The following is a 19,887-nucleotide window of genomic DNA, read 5'->3' as shown; positions in this document are numbered from 1 at the left end:
CTTTTTGCTTTTGCTCTTGTCTTTGATTCCGCCCTTCCCGTCCGCGCCCGCAGGAAATCTGACAGGCGGTACGGGTGGGCCTTTGCAGGACCGTTGGCGCCATGGATGGCGCCATCGAGCCCCCATGGATGGGTTTACGGCGTGTCCTGCAAAGGCCCACCCGTACCGCCCACCACGTATCAATCAAGGCGCCGCGAACGGAGCGCTTGATAAACCTTATTCCGCCAGCATCGCCGCCAGCTTCTCGCGCGCCGGGCCCGCCAGCTTCGGGTTGTCCAGCGCGAAGCGGATCGTCGCCTCGACCAGCCCCAGGTGCGTGCCGCAGTCGAAACGGGTGCCCTCGAAACGGTAGGCATCGACCTGCTCGGTCTTCAGCAGTTGCGCGATCGCATCGGTCAGCTGGATCTCGCCACCGGCACCACTGCCGGTCTGCTCCAGCAGATCGAAGATCTTCGGGCTCAGCACATAGCGGCCGACCACCGCCAGATCGCTGGGGGCGTCCTCCGGCTTCGGCTTCTCCACGATCTGCGAGATACTGCCCTTGCGGCCATCGAAGGCCTCGGTGGCCACAATGCCGTAACTGGCGGTCTTGTCGTGCGGCACGTCCTCGACCGCGATCACGCTGGCACCGCTGGCCTCATTGAGATCGGCCATCTGCTTCAACGCACCGTCGCCGCGGTTCCAGATCAGATCGTCCGGCAGCAGCACGGCGAACGGCTCGTCACCGATCACGGCCTTGGCACACAGCACCGCGTGGCCCAGGCCCAACGCTTCGGCCTGCGTCACGAAGACCGCACGCACGCCGTTGGGCAGCACGTGGCGGATCATCTCCAGCTGTTCCTGCTTGCCGGCGCGCTCGAGCTTCTGTTCCAGCTCATACGCCTTGTCGAAATAGTCGGCGACGGCGTGCTTGTAGCGGTTGGTGATGAACACCAGCGTGTCACAGCCGGCTTCTATGGCCTCATCAACAGCGTACTGGATAAGCGGACGATCGATGATCGGCAGCATTTCTTTCGGCACCGTCTTGGTCGCCGGCAGGAAGCGCGTCCCGAGCCCTGCCACGGGAAAAACTGCTTTACGAATTCGCTTGCTCATTAGTGCCTGTTGGCCTCGCGTGTCGGAAACGGCACGACTTTAGCGGATGAGATGTAAGCATCCTGTTCGATTGGAGAAAACTCCGGCATCGTCGCGAACAGGATCTCCTGGATGGTGTCGATGTCGTAGCTGCTGATCGCTTCGCGCAGCTTCGGAACGTTGCCGAGCACCATGTCACGCGAGAACGCGCGCACGCCGGCTTCGAGGATCTTGGGGTGCGCGGTCGAACGATAGTCCTCGTCGGAATAGAACAGCGTCTCGTGCAGCTTCTCACCCGGGCGCAGCCCGGTGTAGATGATCGGAATATCCTTGTACGGCTGCTTGCCGGCCAGCCGGATCATCTGCTCGGCCAGCACCCGGATCGGCACCGGCTCACCCATGTCGAGCGTGTAGATGGCGCCATGCGACGCCGAGGCGGCCGCCTGCAGGATGAGCTGGCAGGCCTCGGGGATCGTCATGAAATAGCGGCTGACCTCCGGGTCGGTGACCGTGACCGGCCCGCCCTTGAGGATCTGCTCGCGGAACAACGGCACGACGCTGCCCGCCGACGCCAGCACGTTGCCGAAGCGCACGGTGACGAAGCGGGTATGCGTGGACTTCTGGTCCAGGCTCTGGCAGATCATCTCGGCGTAGCGCTTGCTGGCACCCAGCGCATTGACCGGATCGACCGCCTTGTCGGTGGAGATGAACACGAAGTGCTCGACGTGTGCCTCCAGGCAGGCACGGGCGACGTTCTCCGTGGCCAGGATGTTGTTGCGCACCGCCTCGCGCAGCTGCCGTTCCAGTACCGGCACATGCTTGTAGGCGGCAGCATGGAAGGCCGTATCGACCGGGTGCAGCGACAGCGCATGGCGGATCACTGCGGGGTCACCGCAGTCACCCAGCACGGCTTCGATCTCGATGTCGGGAAAACTGCGGCGCAGCTCGCCTTCGATGGTCAACAGCAGCAGTTCGCTGATCTCCAGCAGGACGATGCGGCCTGCACCGTGGCGCGCGCACTGGCGGCAGAGTTCTGAACCGATCGAACCACCGGCACCGGTCACCATCACGGTGCGCCCGCCCAGCCAGCCACGGATCAGGTTCCAGTCCGGCATGATCGGCTTGCGGCCCAGCAGATCCTCGATCGCCACTTCCTTCAGCTGGCCCGGCAGCGACTGCCCCTGCAGGATGTCACTGAGCTTGGGCACGGTGCGGAACGGAACCCCGGTGCTCTCGCAGATGGCGACCACGCGCTGCATGCCGGCGGCATCCAGCGACGGAATGGCGATGACCAGCAGCTTGGCTGCGGTTTCGCGGGCCACGGCCGGCGCATCGTCCAGCGTGCCCAGGATCGGCAGGCCCTGCAGTTTCGCGCCGCGCAGGTGCGGGGCGTCATCGAGCAGGCCGACCGGCTCGAAATTGCCGGAACGGCGCAGATCGCGGACCAGCGTTTCAGCGGCCTGGCCGGCGCCCAGGATCAGCACCCGGCGCGCGCTCGAATCGGACTGCAGCGCCTGGTAGTCCTTCCATGCGCGATACAGCAGGCGCGGGGCACCCAGCAGGGCCGACAGCGCGAAGGGATAGATCACCAGCACCGACATCGGCACGCCGTTGAAGCGCTTCCACATCAGCACCAGGACGATGGCGACCATGCCGATGAAGCTGGCTTTGAAGATGTTCAGCAGGTCGCTGACACTGGCAAACCGCCACAGGCCGCGATACAGGCCCACGCGCCAGAACACCAGTCCCTGCAGCAGCAGGACCAGGGTGGTATCGACATTCCACAACGGCAGCGCAGGCGCGTCCGGCAGGATCGAGTAACGACCGGCATGGAGCAGCTGCCAGCATGCCCAGACCATGAACAGGTCGTGGCAGACAATGGCCGTACGCGGCAACAGGCCGAGGATTCTATCCCGCCAGGGTGAAGACATATTTCAAGGAGTTCCTTGTCGGAGGCGCATTCCATTGCGCAGGAGGAGCCACAGCATGCTCAGCGTGATGAACCAAGCAATTGCCACGACAGCCTCCCACCTCGGCTGCAGATTCGAACTGACATTGAACACTGTAATACTGAATAGGCCCAAAACAAAGTACATCCCTGTCACCAGGGCGTGGCTGGCTCCTGCCTGCACAGCGCGCTGATAGACGTGCTGGGTGTGGGGTTCCATCCAGCGTTGCCCGGAAATGATGCGCGCCAGCAGTGTGAAGCCCGCGTCCACGAGGAACGGTGACAGCGGCACCAGCAGGAGGATCCAGTTGATGTCCGTGCGCAGGCTGGCCACGGCCACGACGGCCGCCACCGCGTAGCCCAGCGCTCCGCTGCCGACATCCCCGAGGAAGATGCGTGCGCGCGGAAAGTTGAAGGGCAGGAAACCCACGCAGGCCAGCCCGAGGGCGATGGCCAGCAATGACCACGGCCAGGGCAGCACCGGAGCGAACCCCAGCGCGACCACGATGGCCTGGCTGCTGGCAATGCCGTTGATGCCATCCATGAAGTTCCAGATGTTGATCAACGAGGCGGTGAAGAACAGCACCAGCAGGGCCAGCAGCCAGCTGCCGCCGTGGATCTTCACCAGCCCGGCCAGCAGGCCCGCAGCAATGAAATGAACAAGCAGCCTGCGCATGGCCGGCAGCGGGCGATGGTCGTCCCACCAGCCGATGCCCGCGACCAGCAGCAGGCCGGCAGCGGCGACCAGCAGGCTCGGCATGGCCTGCGGCCACGCCCACATGGCCACGGCTGCGGTGGCCAGCAGGCTGATGACAATGGCGATGCCGCCGCCGCGTGGCGTGGCGACGCTATGGCTGCGGCGTTCCCCGGGGTGGTCCATCAGCTGCCGGCGCAGCGCGTAGCCGCGCGCCGCCCAGGTCAGGGCGGCGCTCAGCAGGGCCAACGCCAGCAGCGCGCCCATCACGAGCCAGGGCATGATTCAGAGCACCGCGTAGTTCAGCAGCGGCTTGACCGTACCCCATTCCTTGCAGCTCGGGCACTGCCAGTGGTGGGTGCGCGCACCGAAGCCGCAGCGTGTGCAGCGGTAGGCCGGATTGCGCACCAGCAGCTGGTCGGTGATGTGCTTGAGATCGTGCAGGGTGGCGGTGGAATCGGCACCTTCGGCGAGGGTCAGGTCGATCAACGCCGATTCGCCGCGCACCGAGGGGCGGTCCTTGAGCTGGCGGCCCAGATAGGCGCGCGCAGGGGCGACACCTTCCTGTTCCTCCATCAGCCGGGTCAGCGCCAGCACCGGCGCGATACCGCGGTAGTGCTCGGTCATTTCCGAAAGGAAGGCGCGGGCGCCGCCCAGGTCGCCGACCTTGCGGTAGTTCTGCATCAGCGCCGGCAGCAGTTCCGGCAGATACTCCGGGTCATTGCGCGCAGCACGCTCGAAGGCTCGCACCGCCGCTTCGGGATTGCCGGCATCGCTCTCCAGGCGTCCTTCGATGATGCCGGCGCGCACCGACATCGCATCGGCCTGGTAGGCACGGGCAATGGCCGCCCTCGCCTCTTCCAGCTTGCCGGCGCCACGGAAGCGTTCGGCCAGCTCGCACTCGAACTGCCCGATCAGCTTGCCCATCGGCTCGCCGGTGACGTCCTCGAAGCGGGTGGCGTTGTCGATCGCCTTCTCCCAGTCGCGCTCGGCCTGGTAGATCCCGATCAGGTGCTTGAGCGCCTGCGGCGCACGCTGGTCCAGCTGGGCCAGCTCGGTGAACACGGTTTCGGCGCGGTCCAGCAGGCCGGACTTCATGTAGTCCTCGCCCAGCGCCAGCAGCGCCTGCACGCGCTGCGCATCGCTCAGATCGTTGCGGTTGACCAGGCCCTGGTGCAGGCGGATGGCGCGGTCCACTTCGCCGCGGCGACGGAACAGATGGCCCAGCGCGACCTGGGTCTCGAAGGTTTCCTTGTCGAGCTCGGCGATGTGCAGGAACAGCTCGATGGCCTTGTCCGGCTGCTCGTTGAGCAGGTAGTTCAGGCCACGGAAGTAGGTGCTGGACAGTCGGCTGACCTGGTTGTCACCGTGGCGCTGACCGCCACGCCGTCCGATCACCCAGCCGGCCAGGGCGGCCAGCGGCACGAACAGGAAAAACCAGAACCACTCGGTGACGAAATCCATCTTCGATCAACGTCCGTCAAAAGATTGGGGGGAAGCGGCCGGTGCCGGCGTCGCGGCAGCGGACTTGTTGGCGCGGCGCAGCTGGCTGTAGAGCGGAACGACCACGCTCACCAGCACCAGGCCGGCGCCGACCACCACGCCCACCAGCAGGGCGGCGATCAATGCCACGCCGACGGAGGTATGCAGCTCGGTGAACAGCAGGTTGATCGACATCGCGGTCATGTTGACCGCACCGATGATCAATCCAAGGATCAGCACCGCCAGCAGGACCAGCAGACGAAAGACCTTCATGCGACAGCTCCAGGGGCGGGAGACCGTAGCTTATCCGACTCGCGGCTGGATTCGCACGCGGTGGCGCGACGGGACGCTCAGGCGGGATCGGCGTCCAGCGGCAGCACGCTGCTGACCCGCTCGCGCAGTTCCTTGCCCGGCTTGAAATGGGGAACGTGCTTGCCCGGCAGGGCAACCGATTCGCCGGTCTTGGGGTTGCGACCCAGGCGCGGCGGGCGGTAGTGCAGCGAGAAGCTGCCAAAACCGCGGATTTCGATGCGATCCCCGACAGAGAGGGAACCGCCCATCATTTCCAGCAACGACTTCACCGCCAGATCGACATCATCGGCCTTCAGGTGCGCCTGACGGCGCGCAAGGATTTCGATCAGTTCGGATTTGGTCATCACCGGCTCACATCAGGGGCATTTCAGCCTGAAACGGCCCGGGCAGTGCCCGGGCCGTCCAGGAAACAACGAACAACGGGCCCGATTACTCGGACTTGCTACCGTTCAGCTGGGCACGCAGCAGCGCGCCGAGCTGGGTGGTGCCACCCGAAGCGGACTGGTATTCCTCCAGCACTTCGCGCATTTCCGCGTCGTCCTTGGCCTTGATCGACAGCTGCAGGGTACGGCCCTTGCGGTCCATGCCCACGAACTTGGCTTCGACCTTGTCGCCGACCTTCAGGTGCTGGGTGGCGTCGTCAACGCGCTCGTTGGCGATGTCGCGAGCCGAAACGTAGCCTTCGATGCCGTCGGCCAGTTCGATCACGGCGCCCTTGGCGTCGACTTCCTTCACCACGCCTTCGACCTTGGAGCCCTTCGGATTGGCCGCCATGTACTGGCCGAACGGATCCTGCTCCAGCTGCTTCACGCCCAGGGAGATGCGCTCGCGCTCCGGGTCGACGGCCAGGACGACGGCGTCCAGGGTATCGCCCTTCTTGAAGTTGCGAACGACGTCTTCGCCGGTGGTGTTCCAGCTGATGTCGGACAGGTGGACCAGACCATCGATGCCACCGTCCAGGCCGATGAAGATGCCGAAGTCGGTGATCGACTTGATCTGGCCGGACACCTTGTCACCCTTCTTGTGGGTGGCAGCGAAGGTTTCCCACGGATTGGCGGCAACCTGCTTCATGCCCAGCGAGATGCGGCGACGCTCTTCATCGACGTCCAGCACCATCACTTCGACTTCGTCACCGACCTGCACGACCTTGGACGGGTTGACGTTCTTGTTGGTCCAATCCATCTCGGAGACGTGCACCAGGCCTTCGACGCCCGGCTCGATCTCGACGAACGCGCCGTAATCGGTGACGTTGGAGACCTTGCCGAAGACGCGGCTGTTGGCCGGGTAACGACGGGCGATGTTGTCCCACGGATCTTCGCCCAGCTGCTTCAGGCCCAGCGAAACGCGGTTGCGCTCGCGGTCGAACTTCAGCACGCGCACGTCCAGCTCGTCGCCGACGTTCACGACTTCGGACGGATGGCGCACGCGCTTCCATGCCATGTCGGTGATGTGCAGCAGGCCGTCGATACCGCCCAGGTCCACGAACGCGCCGTAGTCGGTCAGGTTCTTGACGACACCCTTCAGGATCGCGCCTTCCTGCAGCTTGTCCATCAGCTGCTCGCGCTCTTCCGAGTGCTCGCTTTCGACGACAGCGCGGCGCGAGACCACGACGTTGTTACGCTTGCGGTCCAGCTTGATGAGCTTGAATTCCAGCTCCTTGCCTTCCAGGTAGGCCGGATCGCGCACCGGGCGCACATCGACCAGGGAACCCGGCAGGAAGGCGCGGACATCCTTGATGTCCACGGTGAAACCACCCTTGACCTTGCCACTGATGCGGCCGGTGATGGTTTCGTTCTTTTCCAACGCTTCTTCCAGCTCGTCCCACACCATCGCGCGCTTGGCCTTCTCGCGCGACAGGACGGTTTCGCCGAAGCCGTTCTCGATGGAGTCGAGGGCGACCTTGACGATATCGCCTTCGGCGACATCGATCTCGCCAGCGTCGTTACGGAACTGTTCGATCGGCACGATGCCTTCGGACTTCAGGCCAGCGTTGATCACCACGACGTCGCCGCGGACTTCAACAACGGTACCGCTGACGATGGCGCCCGGCTTCAGCTTGGCCAGATTGGCCTGGCTGGCTTCAAACAGTTCGGCAAATGATTCGGTCATTAGATTTACTCTGTTGGACACATGGGTCGGTGGCGTCCCTTCGGGGATGGGCGACCGCCCGCCTGTTGGTCGACCCCGGAAAAGCAGGTCGTGTGTGAAGTAGGAAAACCGCCACGCATCATTGCGCGACGGAGCTTGTACAGCACTGCTATTGCGCGACCACCACCGATGCGGCTGGCAGTGCTCCCGCGCGAACGGATCAGGCAGCCGGAACCGGAAGCAGATCCATCACTCGGGCAACGACATCTGCGATGCCGATGCCTGTGGTGTCGATGAGGACGGCATCGTCTGCCGGCTTCAGGGGCGCCACGGTACGCTGAGCATCACGGGCGTCGCGGGCCATGATCTCGCGCAGGAGGTCATCAAAGTTAACAGAAACCCCCTTGTCTTTCAACTGCTTATGCCGGCGCTCGGCGCGCTCTTCGGCACTGGCGGTCAGGAACACCTTGTAGGGGGCATCCGGGAAGATCACCGTACCCATGTCGCGACCGTCCGCGACCAGGCCCGGCAGCTCCCTGAATGCGCGCTGCCGCTCCTTCAGGGCCGCCCGGACTTCGGGAATGGCCGCGATGGCCGACGCCAGCGCGCCGGTGGTCTCCAGCCGCAGTTCGTCGGTGGCATCGCTGCCATTGACCAGGACCCGCATCGCGTCACCCTGTTCAACAAACTGAACATGGGTATCGAACGTGCACCGCACCAGTGCCGAGGCGTCGGAGGTATCGATGTCGGCCCAGCTGGCGGCCACGCCCACCGCCCGGTACAGGGCGCCTGAATCCAGGTAATGCCAGCCCATCCGGCGCGCCACGATGCGGCTGATGGTACCCTTGCCGGCCCCTGATGGGCCGTCGATGGTCAGGACGGGAGCGAGTGGATTCATGGGGGTCCCAGTACGTGTGAAGGGGGCATTCTAGCCCCTGCCAGACACCCCGCGACGGATCTTTTGTGCAACCACTTGAAACCATGAGGAAAAGCCCGGTAGAATGGCGGGCTTGAACGAGCGTCAACTGCCGATTGTCTTTCGCATATCGCGGCCACGCTCCACCCGAACAACTACTGTTTACGCCGAGGTATGCCATGAAAGTCCTGTCCTCCCTGAAGTCGGCGAAGGCCCGTCACCGTGACTGCAAGGTCGTCCGTCGCCGTGGCAAGATCTTCGTGATCTGCAAGTCGAACCCGCGTTTCAAGGCGCGTCAGCGCTGAGCCCAACAGCCTTCGTGGCTGCGGCTGGTCCCGCGCGGGACCGACCCGATGCAAAAAGCCGCCTTCGGGCGGTTTTTTGTTTATGCGGCTTTTTCCTGCCGATTTTGCTGTAATCGCCTTTCTTGACCACTGGGGAGTAGATCGAGATGAAGCGTTACCTGTCCACCCTGGCCGTGCTGGCCACTCTGGCTGCCGCCACGCCGGCCCTGGCCGACACTCTGCTTGTCGACCGCGCCCGCGAGAAGCCGGCCGGCGCCCTGCCCCTTCGTGGCCAGTCCATGCAGCAGGTGCAGAGCCAGTTCGGTGCGCCCAGCGAGCAGCTGCAGCCGCGCGGCGGGCAGAAGCGGCAATGGCCGACCATCAACCGCTGGGTGTACCCACAGTTCACTGTCTACTTCGAGAAGCAGAAGGTGATCGACGTGGTGGCCAACCAGGCGGACCCGAACGAAATCGGCCCGAAACCGCCGATCCGTTGACCCCTTTACCCGCCCCGGGCGGGCCTGTGTAGCGAGACCATGAACCAGACCCTTCGTTTTCCTGCCGAGTGGGAAGCCCAGAGCGGCGTCCTGATTGCCTGGCCCACCGCCGATACCGACTGGGCCGACCGCCTGGGACAGGTGGAGGAAACCTATATCGCACTGGTTGCAGCGATCACCCGCTTCCAGCCGGTGCTGATCTGCGTGGCCGATGACGATGTGGAGACCTATGCCGAAATGCGGCTGCGCTCCAACCGCATCGACATGGACAGGGTGCACTTCACCACGGCGGCCTACGACGACACCTGGCTGCGCGACTCGGGCCCGATCACCCTGCGACGTGCCGACGGCGGTTTCCAGCTGCTGGACTTCCGCTTCACCGGCTGGGGCGGCAAGTTCGATGCCACCCTCGACGATCAGCTGGTGGGCGCGCTCGACCAGGCCGGCGTTTTCAACGACGCGCCGGTGCGCAGCATCCCGTTCGCGCTGGAAGGCGGCGCCATCGAAACCGACGGTGAAGGTACCCTGCTGACCACCTGGAAGTGCCTGCACGAACGCCACCCGGATCGTGACCGCGCCAGCCTGAGCGCCGACCTCGCCGACTGGCTGCAGCAGGAGCGCGTGCTGTGGCTCGACCACGGCTACCTGGAAGGCGACGATACCGATGCCCACATCGATACCCTCGCCCGCTTCGCCTCGGCGGACAGCATCGTCTACCAGGCCTGCGACGACGAGAACGACTCGCACTACGCCGAGCTGCAGGCGATGGGCAGGGAACTGGCTGCGCTGCGCACCCGTGACGGTCAGCCATACCGCCTGTTCCCGCTGCCGTGGGCACAGCCGGTGATCGACGAAGGCCGCCGCCTGGCGGCCTCGTACGCCAACTACCTGATCGTCAACGGCGCGGTGCTGATGCCGGCGTACGGTGATCCGGCCGACGATCTGGCCCGCGACGTGCTGGCCAAGGCCCATCCGGGCCGCGAGATCGTCCAGGTGCCCTGCCGCTCGCTGATCTGGCAGAACGGCAGCCTGCACTGCATCACCATGCAGCTGCCGGAAGGCCTGCTGAAGGCGTAGCACGATGCGGTAGCGCCGGGCCACGCCCGGCGAGCACAGCGGCATTCGGTTCGTACGCCGGGCATGGCCCGGCGATACCGGCTGCGTGCACCTGTTCAGCGGCCGACACGCTGCGGCATCGCATACGCGCTAACATGCGGGTTTTCCCCCGCAGGAACACCCGCATGAACTCGCGCAGCCCGCTTACCGTCGCCCTGATCCAGGAGCGCAACCACGGCGATGCCGCCGCCAATCTGGCGGTGATCGAGGCACGCGTGGCCGAAGCGGCAGCGCAGGGCGCCAAGCTGGTGCTGCTGCAGGAACTGCACAACGGCCCCTACTTCTGCCAGCACGAGTCGGTTGACGAGTTCGATCTGGCCGAACCGATCCCGGGCCCGAGCACCGAGCGCCTGGGTGCGCTGGCGAAGAAGCATGGCGTGGTGCTGGTCGGTTCGCTGTTCGAGCGCCGCGCCGCCGGCCTGTACCACAACACCGCGGTGGTGTTCGAGAAGGACGGCACCCTGCTCGGCAAGTACCGCAAGATGCACATCCCGGACGATCCGGGTTTCTACGAGAAGTTCTACTTCACCCCGGGCGACATCGGCTTCACCCCGATCGACACCTCGGTGGGCCGCCTGGGCGTGCTGGTGTGCTGGGACCAGTGGTATCCGGAGGCGGCGCGCCTGATGGCGCTTGCCGGCGCCGAGCTGCTGCTGTACCCGACTGCGATCGGCTGGGACCCGGACGACGTGCAGGACGAGAAGACCCGCCAGCGCGATGCCTGGGTACTGAGCCACCGTGGCCATGCCGTCGCCAACGGCCTGCCGGTGCTGAGCTGCAACCGCGTCGGCCATGAGGCCTCGCCGCTGGGCGCGTCGGGCATCCAGTTCTGGGGCAACAGCCACGTGCTCGGCCCGCAGGGCGAGTTCCTGGCCGAAGCCGGCACCGATGCCGCTGTGCTGGTATGCGACGTCGACCTGCAGCGCAGCGAGCACGTGCGCCGCATCTGGCCGTTCCTGCGCGATCGCCGCATCGATGCCTACGGCGATCTGCTCAAGCGCTACATCGACTGAACCGGAGCCGCGCATGGCCGTCCTCATCCGTGATGCCGGCCCGGCCGACATCGCCGCGATCACCGCGATCTACGCGGTCGAAGTGACCGACTTCGTCAACACGTACGAGTACGACATACCGGACCAGGCCGAGATGCTGCGCCGCATGCGCGACATCATCGACCGCGGTTTTCCCTATCTGGTCGCCGAGATCGACGGCCAGGTCGCCGGCTACGCCTACGCCAACACCTACCGCACGCGCATTGCCTACCAGTGGACCGTGGAGAACTCGGTCTATGTCGATGCACGGTTCCAAGGCCAGGGCGTCGGCACCGGCCTGTTGCAGGCGCTGATCGACGCATGCGTCGCACGTGGCTTCCGGCAGATGGTGGCGGTGATCGGCGAACCGACCAATACCGCTTCGATCAGGCTGCACGAGCGTTTCGGCTTCGAGCTGGTCGGCGTGTTCCGCGGCCTCGGCCGCAAGCACGGCCGCTGGCTGGACACCGTGCAGATGCAACGCGCGCTCGGCGACGGCGCCGACACCGCACCTTCCAATGAATGACTCCATGACAGAAATCCTTCCCGAGACCGGCGACGATCTGTTCGCCGGCCAGCCGGTGCGCGTCGTTGAACGCGACGGCGTGCGCTACACCCTGCTGGGCACCGCCCACGTTTCCCACGCCAGCGTCGAGGCGGTGGAGAAAGCAATCAACAGCGGCCGCTTCGATGCCGTCGCGGTCGAACTGGACCCCCAGCGCCTGCAGGCCCTGAGCGATCCGGACACGTTGGCCAAGCTGGACCTGGTCGAGGTGATCCGCAAGGGTCGCGTTGCCCTGTTCGCCGCCAACCTGGCGCTTTCCGCCTACCAGCGTCGTCTGGCCGAACAGCTCGGCATCGAGCCGGGTGCGGAACTGAAGCGCGCCGTCGAACTGGGGCGTGAGCGCGGCCTGCCCGTCCACCTGATCGACCGCGAGGTGGGCCTGACCTTCCGCCGCGCCTCGCAGCGGCTGGGCTTCTTCGGCAAGCTGAAGCTGGTTGCGGGCCTGGGCGCCGGCCTGTTCTCATCGGAAGAGGTGGGCGAAAACGAAATCGAGAAGCTCAAGCAGGGCGACATGCTGGAGTCGAGCTTCGGCGAGTTCGCGACCGAGAATCCCGCGCTGTACGAAACCATCATCGGCGAGCGCGACCGCTACATGGCCACGCGCCTGCGCGAAGAACACGACCCGCGGCAGCGCGAAGTCCTGGCGGTGGTCGGCGCCGGCCATCTGGCAGGCCTGGCGCGATACCTCGAAACGGATACCGATGCACCGGCACCGTTGCGCGCCGAACTCGAAGCCGTGCCGAAGAAGCGCAACATCCCGTGGTTCACGCTGGGCATCCTTGCCATCGTCATCACCGGCATCGCCGTCGGCTTCTACCGCGGAGGCCTGGGCGTGGGCACCGAACTGCTGGCCACCTGGGCGATGTACACCGGCGGCCTGGCCGGCCTCGGCTGTCTGCTGGCCGGCAGTCACCCGCTGAGCATTCTCACGGCGATCGTGGTCGCCCCGTTCAAGCCGTTCCGGCTCAGCATTCCCACCGGCGCGTTCTCGGCGCTGGTCGAGGCACGCCTGCGCAAGCCGGCGTACCAGGATTTCCTGCAGCTGCGCGACGATGCACAGTCGTTGAAGGGCTGGTACCGCAATCGGGTCACCCGCGTGGTGCTGACGTTCATGCTGACCAATCTCGGCAGCATGCTCGGCCTGTGGCTGACCGGCTTCCAGGTGTGGGGCAAGGTCGCAGGTTGATTGCAACGCCCCGCCGGGCATGGCCCGGCGATACCGTGTGGCGGTGATGGTAGCGCCGGGCCATGCCCGGCGAAAAAAAAGGGAGGCCGCCCCACTACGACCGGCCTCCCCACACCACAACACGTTGTCGTTCCCCGTAGTCGGGCAAGCTCGACGCTAGGCGGCCGTTGCCGCCACCTTTTCCAGGCCGCGCGCGCGGCGGATCAGCCGCGTCACGGCATTGCGCAGGTCGTCCAGCACCGCGTAGATCGTCGGCAGGAACAGCAGGCTGACCACGGTCGAGAACGCCAGTCCACCGGCGATGGCACGGGCCATCGGCGCGTACTCCGGGCCGTCGCCGAACATCTGCGTGTTGGTCAGCGAAATCGGCACCATCGCCAGGATCGCCGTTCCCATGGTCATCATGATCGGGCGCAGGCGCTCGCGTGAGCCCTCCACCAGGGCCTGGGTACGCCCCATGCCGCTGCGCCGGAGGTTGTTGATGTGCTCGATCATCACGATGCCGTTGTTCACCACCACGCCCATCAGCACCAGGATGCCGATGAAGGACATGATTCCGAACGAGGTGCCGGTGATCCAGAACAGCCAGAACACGCCGAAGATCGAGAACAGCACGCCGCTCATGATCGCCGCCGGGAACAGCAGCGATTCGAACACCGCCGCCATCACCACGTAGATCATCACCAACGCGATGAGCAGGTTGAACACCATCTGCTGCATCGCCTCGTCATCGTTGCCATAGTCGCCGCCATCGAAGGTGTAGCCATAGCCGGCCGGGAAGCTCATCGGCTTGAGTACGGCCTCGATCGCCTTGCGTCCGTCCGGTGCGGTGATCTTCTCGGCCAGGTTGGCCTTGATCGTCAGCGTGGTCTGCCGGTTGGTTCGGCCGATCTGGGTGGCGGACGAACCGACATCGACGCTGACCAGACTCAGCAGTGGCACGCTGCGGCCGTCGCCGGTACGCACGCTGAAGCCGGCCAGGTCTTCCGGGCTGCTCTGCTCGGCTCCGGCGAAGCGCACCCAGACCGGCACCTCGTTGTCGCCGCGACGGAACTCGCGCATCGGTGCACCGCGCAATGCCAGGCCGACAAAGCTGGCCACCTGCTCGGCATTGAAGCCGAAGGCGGCGGCACGCTCGCGATCGACGCGCACCTTGAGTTCACCGCCCTTCTCGCCATTGTCGATGCGCACGTCGCGCAGCTCCGCACGCTGGGCCAGCAGGGGCAGCACTTCCTGGCCGATTTCCTGCAGCATGCTGCTGGAATCGCCGATCAACTGCACCTGCACGCCCTGGTTGCCGCCACCACCATCACCGCCCTGGTTGCCGACGAAGTAGTCGGTACGCGCGGACTTCGGCAGGCCCTTGCGCAGCTCCTCCTGCAGTGACTTGATGTCCTTGGCGTACTTCTCGTCCAGGGTGACGACCGTCGAGCTGCCTTCCTGCTCGCTGTACCAGGAGTACACCTGCTTGACGTGCAGGCGCTCACGGTTCTCGTCGATCCAGTTCTCCACCCGCGCCACTTCCTCGGACATCTGCCGGTAGGTGTAGGCCCCCTTCCACATGTAACCGATGAAGATGTCCTTGCCACCTTCACCACCGAACATGTCCACCTTGGTCAGTTTCATCGGCACCAGGCTGACGGCCACCACCAGCACGATGCCCAGCAGGCTCCAGCCACGATGGTGCAGCGACCAGTCCAGCACCTGCGCGTAGCGCCGCTGCAGGCGCGCGATCAGGCCGGTCTGCGAGTGCACGAGCTTGGGCGTGGCCATGCGCGCGGACAGCATCGGAATCAGGCTGACCGCAACCAGCCAAGACGCCAGCAGCGATACCGAAATGGTGATCGCGATCTGTGCCATGAAGATGCTGATGTTGTTGGTCTCGCCGAACAGGTTCGGCACGAACACGATGCAATGGCACAGAGTGCCGGCGCTGAGCGCGATGGCGACGTTGCGGGTGCCGATGATCGAGGCCAGCCGTGGCTGTCCCGGCATGCGCTCGCGCTCCTGGTAGATGCTCTCCACCACCACCACGGCGTTGTCCACCAGCATGCCCACCGCCAGCAGCAGGCCCATCATGGTCAGGATGTTCAGCGTCACCCCGACGAAGTACATGAAGCCCAGGGTGATGGTGAAGCAGATCGGGATGGCCAGCGTCACCATCAGCGTGGACGGCCAGTGGCGCAGGAAGAAGAACAGCACCGTCACCGACAGGATCAGGCCCACCGCACCGGCTTCGGCCAGCTCCAGCAGCGAGGAGGTCACCGCCTTGCCCTGGTTGTCGATGACCTTGATCTGCACATCGCGCATCGAGGCCTGTGCGCGGATCGCTTCGACTTCGGCCAGCGCCGCGCGCGAGACGTCGACCAGATTGGCGCTGCGCTCCTTGAAGATATCCAGGCCCACTGCCGGGTTGCCATCCAGGCGGCGGCCATAGTTCATCCGCGCCGGCTTCAGCCGCACATCGGCGATGTCACCCAGCCGCAGGCCCTTGGCGTTGATCACCAGATCGCGCAGTTCCTGCAGGTCGGTGATCTCGCCGACCGGTTGCACGCGCACACGCTGGCCGTTGTCATCGATCTGCCCGGCCGAGATCGAAAAGTTCAGCGTGCGCAACCGTTCGCTCAGCTCGTTGATGCTCAGCCCGTGCGCGTTGAGCCGGTTGGGATCGATCGCGATCTCGACTTCATTCGGCGGTGCACCGGTGATGTCCACGCGCGCAACGCCCGGAATGCGCTCGATGCGCCGCTTGAACTCGCGGTCGAGCATGTCATAGGCGGTCGTCAGGTCGGTGGTGCTGGCCAGGCGCACCTTCAGCACCGGCTGGTCGCTGCTGGACCACTTGAACACGTTGTAGCGCTGCAGGTCGTCAGGCAGGTCGCTGCGGATCGCATCGATACGTTCGCGCGCGTCCGAAGCGGCGATGGCGATGTCACGGTCCCAGTCGCTGAACTCGATGAAGATCAGCGCCGCTTCGGACGTGGCCGAGGAGCGCATGCGCTTGATCCCGGTCATCGTTGCCAATGACTCTTCCACCGGCCGGATGATGGTCCGCTCCACTTCTTCCGGTGTCGAGCCCGTGTACGGAATCTGCACGAACAGGAACGGCGCGGAGATGTCCGGCAGAGCCTCCAGTGGCAGCCGGAATGAAGCGATCAGGCCGATCACCACCAGCGATACGAAGCACATGATGGTGGTGACCGGACGGCGGATGGAGAACTCGGCGACACTCATGCCGGCTCCTCGCCGCCGACGCGGCCACCTTCTGCGATCCGCAGTCCGTCGCCGGCGTGCTTGCGGCCGCGTTCGCGGTAGTAGGCGTCGCCGCGGCGATCCATCAGGTCGTAGACCACCGGGATCACCAGCAGGGTCAGCAGGGTGGAGACCAGCAGGCCGCCGATCACGGTGATCGCCATCGGCGCACGTACTTCAGCGCCCTCGCCCATCGCCACCGCCAGTGGCAGGAAGCCGAACAGCGTGCACAGGGTGGTCATGATGATCGGACGCAGGCGCGAGCGCGCGCCTTCCACCAGCGCCTCGTGCTTGGCCACGCCGGCCTCGCGCAGCTGGTTGACCTTGTCGATCAGGATGATCGCGTTCTTGGTGACCAGTCCCACCAGCAGGATCAGGCCGATGAACACCACCACCGAGATCGGCTTGCCGGTCAGCATCAGCGCCAGGATCGCGCCGACCAGCGCCAGCGGGATGGTGAACAGGATCACGAACGGATGCAGCAGCGATTCGAACTGCGACGCCATCACCAGATAGACCAGGAAGATCGCCAGTCCGAAGGCGAAGATCAGCGACGTTGCCGCCTGCGCCAGTTCCTCGCCCTGGCCACCGATATGCAGGCCGACGCCCGCACCAAGCGGCTGTTCGGCGACCATCTGCTGCACTTCGCGCATGGCCGCGCCCAGATCGATGTCACGCAGGTTGGCCGAGACCACCGCGACACGGGTCTGATCGGCACGGTGGATCTCGCTCGGACCGGTGGTGGCCACCACGTCGGCCACGGCGTCCAGGGTGACCGGACGGGTACTGCCCGGGTTGACGATCAAGCGGCGGATGCTCTCCACGCTGGCCCGGTCGCCTTCCTGTGCCCGTACCAGCACGTCGATCTTGCGGTCGCGGAAGCTGTAGCGGGTGGCCACATCGCCGCGCACCTTCTTCACCACGACGTCGGCGATCTGGCGGGTGGTCAGTCCCAGTGCACCGGCGCGCTCCTGGTCGAAGCGGATCTGGATCTCCGGGAAGCCCTCCTCCACCGTCGACTTCACGTCGGCGTAGTGCGCATTGCCGCGCAGCAGGGCAGCCAGCCGCTGGCCAGCCTGCTCCAGCGTGGCCATGTCCTGACCACGCAGTTCGATTTCCAGCGGGGTGGAGAAGCTGAACAGTGCCGGCCGCGCGAAGTCGACCTGCGCGCCGGGGTGCCCGGCCATGGTGCCACGCAGGCGCTCGGTGATGGCCGCTTCGGTGCGCGCATCCCCACCGCCTTCCATCACCACGGTCAGCTTGCCGATGTTCTCACCGCTCTCGGTCGGGCTTGCGTCCAGCCGGGTACCGCTGCCACTGACGCCGTACAGCGAGGCCACGCCATCGCCCTTGCCGTGCGCCAGCTGCAGTTCGCGGACCAGTGCATCGGTCTGCTTCAACGGCGTGCCGGCCGGCAGCTTGACGGTCATCTCGAAGCGGTCCTGCGCCAGCTGCGGGATGAGGTCGGCGCCCAGCATCGGCACCAGCGCCATGGTGGCTGCAAACGCCAGCGCGGCCAGGCCCAGCACCTTGCCGGGGTGCGCCAGCGCGCTCGGCAACAGCCGCAGGTAGCCACGTTCGGCCCCCGCATAGGGCTTCATCGCGATATCGCTGGCCTTGCGCATGACCGGACCGATCACGGCGGCAACGCCGCGGCAGGCACGCACCACCAGCCAGGCCAGCGCATAGAAGGTCCAGCGCACCGCAGCGACGAAGCCACGACGGCCGGCTGCAACGGGCTTCTGCCAGCGACGCTGCGGCTGCCACGCCTCGCTGGCGGGCTCTTCGGGGAACGCCAGCGGCGGCCGCCCCTTCAGCGAGCTGAGCATCGGAATCAGTGTCATCGATACCAGCAGCGAAATGGCGATGGCGATCGCCACGGTCAGCGCCTGGTCGCGGAACAGCTGGCCGGCGATACCGTCGACGAACACCAGTGGCAGGAACACCGCGATGGTGGTCAGGGTGGAGGCGACCACTGCCATGCTCACTTCGCGGGTGCCTTCGATCGCGGCCTGCAGGATGCCCAGCCCGCGCTCGCGCGCCTTGGCGATGCTCTCCAGCACCACGATCGAATCGTCCACCACCAGGCCCGTCGCCAGCGCCAGGCCGCCCAGCGACATGACATTCAGGCTGAGACCCAGCTGGCCCATGAAGAAGAACGTGGCGATGATCGACACCGGCAGCGACAGGCTGATGACGAACGTGCTCCAGCCATCGCGGAGGAACAGGAAGATGATCAGGATCGCCAGCAGGCCGCCGATCACCGCATCCTTCTTGACGTCGCTGATCGCATGCTCGATGAAGCGCGACTGGTCCTCGATGGTGGTCAGTTCGGCATCGCCGGGGAACGTGCCCTTGATCTGCTCCAGACGCTTGCGCAGCGCTTCGGCGGTGGCGACGGTGTTGGCGTCGCCTTCCTTGTAGATCGCCAGCTCGACCGATTCCTTGCCGCCGAGGCGGATGATCGCTTCACGCTCCTTGTAGCCCTGGCGCACGGTGGCCACGTCCTTCAATCGGACGGGAATGCCATTGGCAACCACGCTGGAGCCACCGCCGGACGATGCGCTCTGTGCGGCCGAGGCTGCGGCGATGGCCGCAGCGGAACCGGTGGAGGCGGCAATGTTGAACATCTGCTGCAGCGCGGAGTCTGCCGCGCTGCCATTGGACGCCTGGGTGGTGACCAGCAGGTTGCGGATCTCCTCCAGGTCGGCGAACTGGTTGACGGTACGCACCAGGAAGCGCTGCGAGCCCTCTTCCAGCCGACCGCCGGAGATGTTGATGTTCTCGTCCTTCAGGCGCTTGATGACGGTATCGATCGGCAGATTCAGCTGCGCGAGCTTCTGCTGGTCGATGTCGACCTGGATCTCGTCCTCCAGGCCGCCGCCGACCTTGACCGCCGCCACGCCGGTGACCGGTTCCAGCTTCTTCTTCAGATCCTCGTCGGCGTAGCGGCGCAGGATGGTCAGCTCGCGGATGGCGTCGGCATCGCTGGACGGGGCCGCCTTGCTGGACAGCACCAGGCGCATGATCGGCTCGGTGGACGGATTGAAGCGCAGCAGCACCGGGGCTTTCGCCTCCAGCGGCAGGTTCAGCGCTTCCATCTTGTCGCGCACTTCCAGGCTGGCCTGGTCCATGTTGGTGCCCCAGGCGAACTCCAGCACCACATCGCTCTGGCCGGTGCGCGAGACCGACTTCAGCTTGCGCAGGTTCTTGACCACGCCCACGGCTTCTTCCACCGGCTGGGTGATCAGGGTTTCGATCTCGGTCGGTGCCGCACCGGTGTATTCGGTGCGTACCGTCAGCGTCGGGTAGCTCAGGTCCGGCAGCAGGTTGACCTTGAGGCTGCCCAGCGCAATCAGGCCGAACAGCAGCAGGGTGACCGTGCACATGGCAATGGTGACGCGGCGGCGGGTAGCGAACTCCACCAGGCCGCCGCGCATGC

16 protein-coding genes are annotated in these 19,887 nt (G+C 65.5%); 6 read left to right on the top strand and 10 right to left on the bottom strand.

From position 1 onward, the window contains the following. Nucleotides 1–216: 216 nt before the first annotated feature. From galU to cmk, 8 genes are all read right to left on the bottom strand, one after another. Nucleotides 217–1,095, bottom strand: coding sequence for a UTP--glucose-1-phosphate uridylyltransferase GalU (gene galU / locus ACX9OW_RS03225; protein WP_459061913.1), 879 nt, complete (start codon nucleotides 1,093–1,095; stop codon nucleotides 217–219). After that, the gene (locus ACX9OW_RS03220; protein ID WP_053517731.1) at nucleotides 1,095–3,005 is read right to left on the bottom strand and encodes a polysaccharide biosynthesis protein; all 1,911 of its coding nucleotides are present in this window, start codon (nucleotides 3,003–3,005) and stop codon (nucleotides 1,095–1,097) included. Before ACX9OW_RS03220 ends, galU begins: the two co-directional genes overlap by 1 nt. 3 nt (nucleotides 3,006–3,008) lie before the next feature. Continuing rightward, on the bottom strand, nucleotides 3,009–3,998 hold the full coding sequence (locus ACX9OW_RS03215) for an MraY family glycosyltransferase (RefSeq protein WP_065181335.1): 990 nt from the start codon (nucleotides 3,996–3,998) through the stop codon (nucleotides 3,009–3,011). Between the two features lie 3 nt (nucleotides 3,999–4,001). Next, nucleotides 4,002–5,180 carry a lipopolysaccharide assembly protein LapB gene (gene lapB, locus ACX9OW_RS03210; protein WP_053517734.1) on the bottom strand — a complete coding sequence of 393 codons (1,179 nt, stop codon included), beginning with the start codon at nucleotides 5,178–5,180 and terminating at the stop codon, nucleotides 4,002–4,004. A gap of 6 nt (nucleotides 5,181–5,186) precedes the next feature. Beyond that, entirely contained in the window at nucleotides 5,187–5,471 is a 285-nt protein-coding gene (locus ACX9OW_RS03205; RefSeq protein ID WP_053517736.1) for a lipopolysaccharide assembly protein LapA domain-containing protein, read from the bottom strand. Nucleotides 5,472–5,548: 77 nt separating this feature from the next. Beyond that, a complete protein-coding gene (locus ACX9OW_RS03200) occupies nucleotides 5,549–5,854 on the bottom strand; it encodes an integration host factor subunit beta (RefSeq protein ID WP_053517737.1) in 306 nt (101 codons plus the stop codon). Nucleotides 5,855–5,939: 85 nt separating this feature from the next. Further along, a complete protein-coding gene (gene rpsA, locus ACX9OW_RS03195) occupies nucleotides 5,940–7,619 on the bottom strand; it encodes a 30S ribosomal protein S1 (RefSeq protein ID WP_053517739.1) in 1,680 nt (559 codons plus the stop codon). Between the two features lie 199 nt (nucleotides 7,620–7,818). Then, nucleotides 7,819–8,496 carry a (d)CMP kinase gene (gene cmk / locus ACX9OW_RS03190; protein WP_053517740.1) on the bottom strand — a complete coding sequence of 226 codons (678 nt, stop codon included), beginning with the start codon at nucleotides 8,494–8,496 and terminating at the stop codon, nucleotides 7,819–7,821. A 197-nt stretch (nucleotides 8,497–8,693) separates the two neighbouring features. Here cmk and ykgO point away from each other — a divergent pair, with 197 nt between their 5' ends. The 6 genes from ykgO (at nucleotide 8,694) to ACX9OW_RS03160 (ending at nucleotide 13,193) form a co-directional block, all read left to right on the top strand. Continuing rightward, entirely contained in the window at nucleotides 8,694–8,819 is a 126-nt protein-coding gene (gene ykgO / locus ACX9OW_RS03185; protein WP_005409283.1) for a type B 50S ribosomal protein L36, read from the top strand. Between the two features lie 146 nt (nucleotides 8,820–8,965). Further along, entirely contained in the window at nucleotides 8,966–9,295 is a 330-nt protein-coding gene (locus tag ACX9OW_RS03180) for a hypothetical protein (protein WP_053517741.1), read from the top strand. A gap of 39 nt (nucleotides 9,296–9,334) precedes the next feature. Then, a complete protein-coding gene (locus ACX9OW_RS03175; protein ID WP_053517742.1) occupies nucleotides 9,335–10,372 on the top strand; it encodes an agmatine deiminase family protein in 1,038 nt (345 codons plus the stop codon). A gap of 164 nt (nucleotides 10,373–10,536) precedes the next feature. After that, on the top strand, nucleotides 10,537–11,424 hold the full coding sequence (locus ACX9OW_RS03170; RefSeq protein WP_053517744.1) for a carbon-nitrogen hydrolase: 888 nt from the start codon (nucleotides 10,537–10,539) through the stop codon (nucleotides 11,422–11,424). A gap of 13 nt (nucleotides 11,425–11,437) precedes the next feature. Then, complete coding sequence (locus ACX9OW_RS03165; RefSeq protein WP_065175046.1) at nucleotides 11,438–11,968, top strand: GNAT family N-acetyltransferase; 531 nt, start codon at nucleotides 11,438–11,440, stop codon at nucleotides 11,966–11,968. Between the two features lie 4 nt (nucleotides 11,969–11,972). Next, nucleotides 11,973–13,193 carry a TraB/GumN family protein gene (locus ACX9OW_RS03160; RefSeq protein ID WP_053517747.1) on the top strand — a complete coding sequence of 407 codons (1,221 nt, stop codon included), beginning with the start codon at nucleotides 11,973–11,975 and terminating at the stop codon, nucleotides 13,191–13,193. 156 nt (nucleotides 13,194–13,349) lie between these two features. Here the strand turns inward: ACX9OW_RS03160 and ACX9OW_RS03155 are convergent, their stop codons facing one another. Together ACX9OW_RS03155 and ACX9OW_RS03150 are read right to left on the bottom strand one after the other, a co-directional pair. Further along, the gene (locus ACX9OW_RS03155; protein WP_065181330.1) at nucleotides 13,350–16,427 is read right to left on the bottom strand and encodes an efflux RND transporter permease subunit; all 3,078 of its coding nucleotides are present in this window, start codon (nucleotides 16,425–16,427) and stop codon (nucleotides 13,350–13,352) included. Further along, nucleotides 16,424–19,885 (bottom strand): efflux RND transporter permease subunit, encoded by a 3,462-nt coding sequence (locus tag ACX9OW_RS03150; RefSeq protein ID WP_459062459.1) that lies wholly within the window; start codon nucleotides 19,883–19,885, stop codon nucleotides 16,424–16,426. The genes ACX9OW_RS03155 and ACX9OW_RS03150 overlap by 4 nt, the downstream gene beginning before the upstream one ends. Nucleotides 19,886–19,887 lie beyond the last annotated feature (2 nt).

Source organism: Stenotrophomonas genospecies 5, assembly GCF_054473825.1.
This window is presented reverse-complemented; position numbering and strand designations above follow the sequence as displayed.

Excerpts from the sequence above, each read along its gene's own strand:
- ACX9OW_RS03165 (WP_065175046.1), top strand. The coding sequence starts at position 11,438 with ATGGCCGTCCTCATCCGTGATGCCGGCCCGGCCGACATCGCCGCGATC.
- ACX9OW_RS03160 (WP_053517747.1), top strand. The coding sequence starts at position 11,973 with ATGACAGAAATCCTTCCCGAGACCGGCGACGATCTGTTCGCCGGCCAG.
- ACX9OW_RS03155 (WP_065181330.1), bottom strand. The coding sequence starts at position 16,427 with ATGAGTGTCGCCGAGTTCTCCATCCGCCGTCCGGTCACCACCATCATG.
- ykgO (WP_005409283.1), top strand. The coding sequence starts at position 8,694 with ATGAAAGTCCTGTCCTCCCTGAAGTCGGCGAAGGCCCGTCACCGTGAC.
- rpsA (WP_053517739.1), bottom strand. The coding sequence starts at position 7,619 with ATGACCGAATCATTTGCCGAACTGTTTGAAGCCAGCCAGGCCAATCTG.
- cmk (WP_053517740.1), bottom strand. The coding sequence starts at position 8,496 with ATGAATCCACTCGCTCCCGTCCTGACCATCGACGGCCCATCAGGGGCC.
- ACX9OW_RS03220 (WP_053517731.1), bottom strand. The coding sequence starts at position 3,005 with ATGTCTTCACCCTGGCGGGATAGAATCCTCGGCCTGTTGCCGCGTACG.
- lapB (WP_053517734.1), bottom strand. The coding sequence starts at position 5,180 with ATGGATTTCGTCACCGAGTGGTTCTGGTTTTTCCTGTTCGTGCCGCTG.
- ACX9OW_RS03180 (WP_053517741.1), top strand. The coding sequence starts at position 8,966 with ATGAAGCGTTACCTGTCCACCCTGGCCGTGCTGGCCACTCTGGCTGCC.
- ACX9OW_RS03205 (WP_053517736.1), bottom strand. The coding sequence starts at position 5,471 with ATGAAGGTCTTTCGTCTGCTGGTCCTGCTGGCGGTGCTGATCCTTGGA.
- ACX9OW_RS03150 (WP_459062459.1), bottom strand. The coding sequence starts at position 19,885 with ATGCGCGGCGGCCTGGTGGAGTTCGCTACCCGCCGCCGCGTCACCATT.
- ACX9OW_RS03215 (WP_065181335.1), bottom strand. The coding sequence starts at position 3,998 with ATGCCCTGGCTCGTGATGGGCGCGCTGCTGGCGTTGGCCCTGCTGAGC.
- galU (WP_459061913.1), bottom strand. The coding sequence starts at position 1,095 with ATGAGCAAGCGAATTCGTAAAGCAGTTTTTCCCGTGGCAGGGCTCGGG.
- ACX9OW_RS03200 (WP_053517737.1), bottom strand. The coding sequence starts at position 5,854 with ATGACCAAATCCGAACTGATCGAAATCCTTGCGCGCCGTCAGGCGCAC.
- ACX9OW_RS03170 (WP_053517744.1), top strand. The coding sequence starts at position 10,537 with ATGAACTCGCGCAGCCCGCTTACCGTCGCCCTGATCCAGGAGCGCAAC.
- ACX9OW_RS03175 (WP_053517742.1), top strand. The coding sequence starts at position 9,335 with ATGAACCAGACCCTTCGTTTTCCTGCCGAGTGGGAAGCCCAGAGCGGC.